Source organism: Campylobacter sp. RM12654 (assembly GCF_020137585.1).
Taxonomy (GTDB): domain Bacteria; phylum Campylobacterota; class Campylobacteria; order Campylobacterales; family Campylobacteraceae; genus Campylobacter_E.
In genome coordinates this window covers 121,036-127,277 of record NZ_JACGAR010000003.1, presented here as the reverse complement: position 1 = coordinate 127,277, position 6,242 = coordinate 121,036, and the positions used below count along the sequence as shown (strand labels likewise).

Here is a 6,242-nt window from a genome sequence, read left to right as displayed (position 1 = left end):
CATTAATATTAAAATTATAGCCGCTATAACAACTGCTGCTAATGTAAATTTGTAATTTGAGCTACTAATAACTTCATCAATTATTTTACCTACTTCAGCGATTTCTTGATTTGTTATATCCATATCTATTGTGCAACCATAGATAATATCCATATTTTTATCTTTTTTAGTATAGGTAATGATATTTCTATCTTTATTAGTTACCTTATCAAAGAATGTAACTTCTGTAAAACCACCACCTGCTAAGCCATTTTTAACAAATTTTTCTACATAGCTTTCGCCTTTAATATCTAAATCTGCTTTTAAATTCTTTCCTACTTTTTCTGGTTGATAATGAACTAAATAAGTTCCATCTGAATTAACAGCAAAAAATCTAATATTTGTGCTATCTAAATTCATACCTTGAAGATATTCAATTGTGCTTTCAAGTGCATCTTCAGGTCCATCTCCAGCTTTTACGAAGTCTTTATATAATTTTTCAGAAAAATTATAAAATCCAAATACAATGCTTTTTGCAGCACTTCTAGCATCTTTTACTGCTAATTCTTCTACTGTTTTAGTTGTTACATCGTCAATTTCTTGCATTCCTTTGTTAGAAATAAATATTAGGCTAATGCCTAAGATACACAAACTAATCAGTATACATAACGAAAGTTTTGTTGAAATTTTCATTTCATCTCCTTTTTCATTGAAAATTAAATCATTAATTTAAACATAATTTTGTTAAAAGTAGATTAAATTATAACAATATTACCTTAGCAAGTAATAAAAAGCTAAAAAACCCTAAAGCATCGGTGGTTGCTGTTAGTAAAACTGCACTACCTAGTGCAGGGTCAAATCCACATTTTTTTAATACCAAAGGTATTAATGAGCCAATTAAACCTGCAAAACCTAAATTTAAAATCATTGATATAAATATCACAAGGCTTAGCATTGGGATTGAAAACCAAAAATACGCAACAGCTCCTAACACAATGGCAAAAATCGTTGCGTTTGAAAACGAAATAGCAATTTCTCTTAATAATATATGTTTTGAATTCTCATAACTTAATTCACCTAAAGCAAGTTTTCTAATAGTTACGGCAAGTGCTTGTGAGCCAGTATTTCCACCCATTGATGCAACTATTGGCATTAAAGCTGCAAGTGCTACTAACTTTTCTATTGCATCAGAAAACATTGCGATAACATGGGCTGAAATTAACGAAGTAATTAGATTTACAATAAGCCATTTAGCTCTACTTTTAGCTGCTTTTATAGTATTTTCATCTTCGCTATCAATATCTCCAACCCCTGCAAAGTTATACATTTGCTCTGTTGCATAGTCTTGGATTAAGTCGTGTATATCATCATAAGTTATTCTTCCTAATAATTTATTATTATTATCAACTACAGCAATTACACTTAAATCATAGTCTTGAACCATAGAGATAGCATCATTTATAGTGTCGTAATCTCTAATAAAATGTAAATCTTTTGCTAAATCTTCATTTTTATCTAGAATTTGCTGAAAAGTATCTTTAAATTCATATAAAATTAAATCTCCTACATGCAAACTATAAATTAATTTTTCATTTTCATCGGTTATAAAAAGTTGGATTATATGTTCTATTTCTTCGCTTTTTTTAAGCTCTTTATATTTGCTAATAGCACTTTCTAGAGTATCACTAAGTTTTGCGGTAAAAATCTCTGTTTGCATATAAGCACCAGCTTTTTCATCATCGTAGCGTTTTAAGAATAAAATATCATCTTGTTCGTCTTTACTAAGATTTGAAAAAATTCTATTTGCTTTTTCATCATCAATTTCTTCAATGCTTTGCATTAAATCAGTTGCATCATCGCTTTCTAATTCGCCTAATGCTAAAGCTAATTTTTTACTTGAAGATAATTTCAAAACATCGCTTAACATATGTTCAGGCATTAGTGTTGCGATATTTCCTAAGTCTTCATCATCAAGACTTTTGATTATGTTTTCATAAGCTTCATAATCATCATTTTTTATTATTTTTAGGGCTTCTAATAATTCAGCATAGCTAACATCTTTTTCATCTAAAAAATCTTGTATTATTTCAAAAGCTACTGCTGTATTTTTCATATTTTAATTAAGCTCCACAATATTTTCAAAATTCTCTTCTTTTATAGGAGTTATTTTACTTTCTAATATATGCTTAATTTCACTTATATATTCTTTAGTTATTAAATCAAATTTTTGCTTTTCTTTGCCTACTAGACCATCTTTTGCAACTCTAACAACTGTTGCTGGGTTAATTGCTGCATTGTTTTTATACATACCAAAATGTAAGTGCGGCCCTGTGCTAAGACCTGTGGTTCCTACATAGCCAATTACTTGACCTTGTTTTACACTATCTCCTATTTTGTATTTACCAAATTTGCTTAAATGTGCGTATAAAGTCATATAGCCACTTGAATGATTTACTTGAACTACATTTCCATATCCGCCTTTTACTCCTCTAAACATTATTTTTCCAGCACCTGCTGCTTTTACTGGCGTTCCTGTTGGTGCTGCATAATCTATTCCTAGATGGGCTCTATATTTTTTTAAAATAGGATGAAATCTTCCTGGGTTAAATGGAGAACTAATTCTAACATTTCCAACAGGCAATATAAAAGTATATGTTTCTAATTGTTTTCCGTTTTCATCGTAAAAATCATTATCTCCATATTTAAATATATAATAAGGCTTTTTATTGACTTCAATCATAGCTGATTTTATATTTGCATCTCCATAAATTCTACCTAATCTTCTTTTTTGAGAATAAACGATTACTACTCTATCATCTTTTTTCATTCCTGTATAATTAATCGTTCCTGCATATGCTCTAAGTAGAGCGCTTGCTAATCTAGAGTTTTGAGTGTTGTCTATAATATCTTGATATACTGATTTATTTATTTTAAATGTTAAACTTGTTTCTTCAACTTTATAAGTAATGGGAGTAAATGTTATAGCATATTTATCTTCTAAATCCTTATATATTTGTATTTGTAAAGTTTCGCTTATTGGTATTAAAATTTGCTCTATATTATCATTTTCATCTCTTAATATTTGATATTTAACCCCAGCTATGATTTCTGCTGTTAGTTCTTTATCTTCTTTATCAAGATTATGATATATGCTTAATGGAATTTGATTTTTTTGTAAGAAAAATAAAAAACTCTCGCCTCTTTCCCATATTAATTCTTCCATTTTTAATTCTTTTGAGAATAAATTTAAACTTAAAAAAATAGATAAAACTAATATGATTTTTCGCATTATTTTCCTTTAAAATATGATAAAATTTCCAAAATAAGGCAGACATTTTACTTTTTTTTGCTTATAATTTAGTAATTTAATTTTAAAGGGATAATATGTTTAAGAAAACTTTTATTTTAATATGCTTTTCGGTTTTTGCATTTGCTAATCAATTTATAAATGCTGTTATTGATAAGATTGATAATGGCTATGCTTATGCTCATATAGTTGATGCAAAATATGATGAAAATAATTTAAAAAATGGCGCTATTGTTATTAAAGATATCGGAGAATATTCTATAATTGTTGCTAGAGCTAGTTTTGTAAATAATGAGAACAATAATATTAAATTAGAGCTATATACATTTTCTGATTTAAAACAAGATGCTTTACCATTACCTATATTAACTCCACAAATAGGCGATAGAGTAATTTTTAATAATTATATTGAGCATACATTATTAATAGCTCCTAGTCAAAAAATATATGATAGTATTAAAAATAAATATAACAATTTTATATATTTTGATACTAATGTTTTAGCAGCGAATTTATACGCTAAAAAACAACTAACTCCAAATAGAAATGATTTAAGAGAATTTTGTAGAACTTGGGCTATTGGTAGTGTGATGGTTGTATTAAAAAATAACTTATATTTATATGAATGTTCTTCTTTAAAGAAAATAGCTGAATTGGATAATAATTTAGAATATAATCAAATTGATGAAATAAATTTTTATTCAAATATTTCTAAACAATTAAGCAAAACAACAGATTATTTTTCATATTATAACAAGCTATTTAAAGAAAAGGAATAATAATTGCTTTGAAGCAATTAAATAATTATTTAAAGGAAAAATCGTGAAAAGATTAGGCACCATCGCTTTAGCTATATTTATTTGTGCTTGTGTTCCACAAAAAAAAGAAACAACAGTTCAAGTAGAAAATAACACTCAAAAAACAGCTTATAAAAAAGCAAGTTATCAAGAGCCTGTTTTAAGTCCTGAAGAAGAAGCAGTAAGACTTATGATTTTTAGTTCGGTAGGAGAGGGAATTCCACCTCAAAACACAGTTTCGCAAGCTCAAGCATTAGCACTTGCAAAAAGAGCAGCATTAGCTGATGCTTATCGTCAATTAGCTGGCAAACTTTATGGGGTTAGAGTAAATTCTAGAGAAAATGTAAAAGATGCAATGCTTAGAAGCTCGTTAATTACAACATATGTTAATGGACTTATTAAAAATGCAAACATTACCGGAGAAGGATTTAAAGATGGTCTTTATACGGTTGAATTAGAATTAAAAATTGATAAATATAAATGGAACGAATTGTTCTCATATTAATTAGCTTTTTAGGATTATTAAACGCTGCAAATCCTGATTATATATTTTGGGCTAGATTAAGTACTACTAATCTAGTCCTAACTAACGAAGAATTTCACTTAAGTAGAGCAATGAGTATTGATAAAAAAGCAAGATATACTTATGTTTGCGAGATTAATGCTACAAAGTCTAATATTTATGATAGTTTAAAAGACCAACAAACAAATTTAATAGATTGTGTTAATAAAGCGATAGTGAGTGAATATGTTGATGTCAATAATTTTAAAGCAAGTATAAAAACTCATTTAAGATTATTGCCAATTTATTTTAAAGCAGAACTTGCTCAAGGTAAAATATTGATTTACACAAAGGATAAGGTATGAAAATAGCCATAGTTGAAGATGATATTAATATGAGAAAATCCTTAGAATTATCATTAAGTGATGATTATGAATTAAAAACTTATAAAAATCCAATTGATGCTTTAAAAGAATTAGATGATAGTTTTGACTTAATAATAAGTGATATTAATATGCCTAAAATGGACGGACTTGAGTTTGTAAAAACAGCTTTAGAACAAAAAATTAGTGCTGAGTTTATAATTATTACAGGAAATGCGACTTTAAATAAAGCAATTGAAGCACTAAGACTTGGAGTAAAAGATTTTTTAACAAAGCCATTTGATTTGGATAAATTATATGAAGCAATAAATAGAGCAAAAATTATTAGAGAAAAAAAAGCTAATAAAATTAAAAAAGAAATTCCAGTAAAACAAAGTGGATTTTTAGGTTCATCAAAAGAACTTGAGAATTTAAAAACAATAGCTTTAAAAGCAGCTAAAACAAATGTAAGTGTATTTTTAAGCGGTGAAAGTGGAGTTGGTAAAGAAGTATTTGCAAAATTTATTCATGAAAATAGTAAAAGAGCAAATAAGCCTTTTATAGCTATTAATATGGCTGCTATTCCTGAAAATTTAATAGAGAGTGAATTGTTTGGATATGAAAAAGGAGCTTTTACAGATGCTAATTCTAATAAATTAGGCTTATTTGAGTTAGCTAATGAAGGCACTTTATTTCTTGATGAAATAGGTGAAATGAGTGCTAGTATTCAAGCTAAGTTATTAAGAGTTTTACAAGAAAAAACTATACAAAGATTAGGTGGCACAAAATTAATTAATATAGATGTAAGAATTATAAGTGCTAGTAATATAAACATACAAGATAATATTAAAAATAATAAATTTAGAGCAGATTTATTTTATAGATTAAATACAATTATGCTAGATATTTTGCCTTTAAGACAAAGAAAAGATGAAATAATAGAAATTGCTAATGCTACTTTAAATAGAATTTGTAATGAGTATGATTTAGGGGAAAAAACTTTTAGCAAAGAAGCTATAAAAGTATTAAATGATTATAATTATCCTGGAAATATAAGAGAATTGATTTCTATTGTTGAAAGTGCTGCAATTTTAAGCGATGAAAATGTAGTAAAAGATAGTGATTTAAGGCTTAATTTTACTAATAATAATAAAAATAATATAAATGACTTAGAATTTGAATTAATTAAAGAAGCTTTAAAGCAAGAAAAGGATATAAAAGCAGCTTCTAAATTAATTTCAATGAGCGAAAAAGTTTTTAGAGAAAAAATGCAAAAATACAATTTAGGAGAGTGA

General features: G+C 27.1%; 6 protein-coding genes and 1 pseudogene. 4 read left to right on the top strand and 3 right to left on the bottom strand.

The window, feature by feature from the left end:
* From AVBRAN12654_RS02000 to AVBRAN12654_RS01990, 3 genes are all read right to left on the bottom strand, one after another.
* Positions 1–672: cache domain-containing protein (locus AVBRAN12654_RS02000; protein ID WP_336613830.1), on the bottom strand; the 672-nt coding region annotated here is incomplete at its 3' end.
* Positions 673–739: 67 nt separating this feature from the next.
* Entirely contained in the window at positions 740–2,092 is a 1,353-nt protein-coding gene (locus tag AVBRAN12654_RS01995) for a magnesium transporter (protein WP_336607693.1), read from the bottom strand.
* Positions 2,093–2,095: 3 nt separating this feature from the next.
* On the bottom strand, positions 2,096–3,268 hold the full coding sequence (locus tag AVBRAN12654_RS01990) for a peptidoglycan DD-metalloendopeptidase family protein (protein ID WP_214116477.1): 1,173 nt from the start codon (positions 3,266–3,268) through the stop codon (positions 2,096–2,098).
* Between the two features lie 95 nt (positions 3,269–3,363).
* Between AVBRAN12654_RS01990 and AVBRAN12654_RS01985 the strand changes: the two genes are divergently transcribed.
* The 4 genes and pseudogenes from AVBRAN12654_RS01985 (at position 3,364) to AVBRAN12654_RS01970 (ending at position 6,242) form a co-directional block, all read left to right on the top strand.
* The gene (locus AVBRAN12654_RS01985) at positions 3,364–4,065 is read left to right on the top strand and encodes a plasminogen-binding N-terminal domain-containing protein (protein ID WP_239802775.1); all 702 of its coding nucleotides are present in this window, start codon (positions 3,364–3,366) and stop codon (positions 4,063–4,065) included.
* Between the two features lie 214 nt (positions 4,066–4,279).
* Positions 4,280–4,588, top strand: a pseudogene (locus AVBRAN12654_RS09500) (lipoprotein required for motility); the annotation flags it as partial.
* On the top strand, positions 4,564–4,950 hold the full coding sequence (locus AVBRAN12654_RS01975; RefSeq protein ID WP_214116482.1) for a hypothetical protein: 387 nt from the start codon (positions 4,564–4,566) through the stop codon (positions 4,948–4,950). The pseudogene AVBRAN12654_RS09500 and the gene AVBRAN12654_RS01975, both read left to right, overlap by 25 nt.
* The gene (locus tag AVBRAN12654_RS01970) at positions 4,947–6,242 is read left to right on the top strand and encodes a sigma-54-dependent transcriptional regulator (RefSeq protein ID WP_336609209.1); all 1,296 of its coding nucleotides are present in this window, start codon (positions 4,947–4,949) and stop codon (positions 6,240–6,242) included. Before AVBRAN12654_RS01975 ends, AVBRAN12654_RS01970 begins: the two co-directional genes overlap by 4 nt.

Excerpts from the sequence above, each read along its gene's own strand:
- AVBRAN12654_RS01970 (WP_336609209.1), top strand. The coding sequence starts at position 4,947 with ATGAAAATAGCCATAGTTGAAGATGATATTAATATGAGAAAATCCTTA.
- AVBRAN12654_RS01990 (WP_214116477.1), bottom strand. The coding sequence starts at position 3,268 with ATGCGAAAAATCATATTAGTTTTATCTATTTTTTTAAGTTTAAATTTA.
- AVBRAN12654_RS01975 (WP_214116482.1), top strand. The coding sequence starts at position 4,564 with ATGGAACGAATTGTTCTCATATTAATTAGCTTTTTAGGATTATTAAAC.
- AVBRAN12654_RS01995 (WP_336607693.1), bottom strand. The coding sequence starts at position 2,092 with ATGAAAAATACAGCAGTAGCTTTTGAAATAATACAAGATTTTTTAGAT.
- AVBRAN12654_RS01985 (WP_239802775.1), top strand. The coding sequence starts at position 3,364 with ATGTTTAAGAAAACTTTTATTTTAATATGCTTTTCGGTTTTTGCATTT.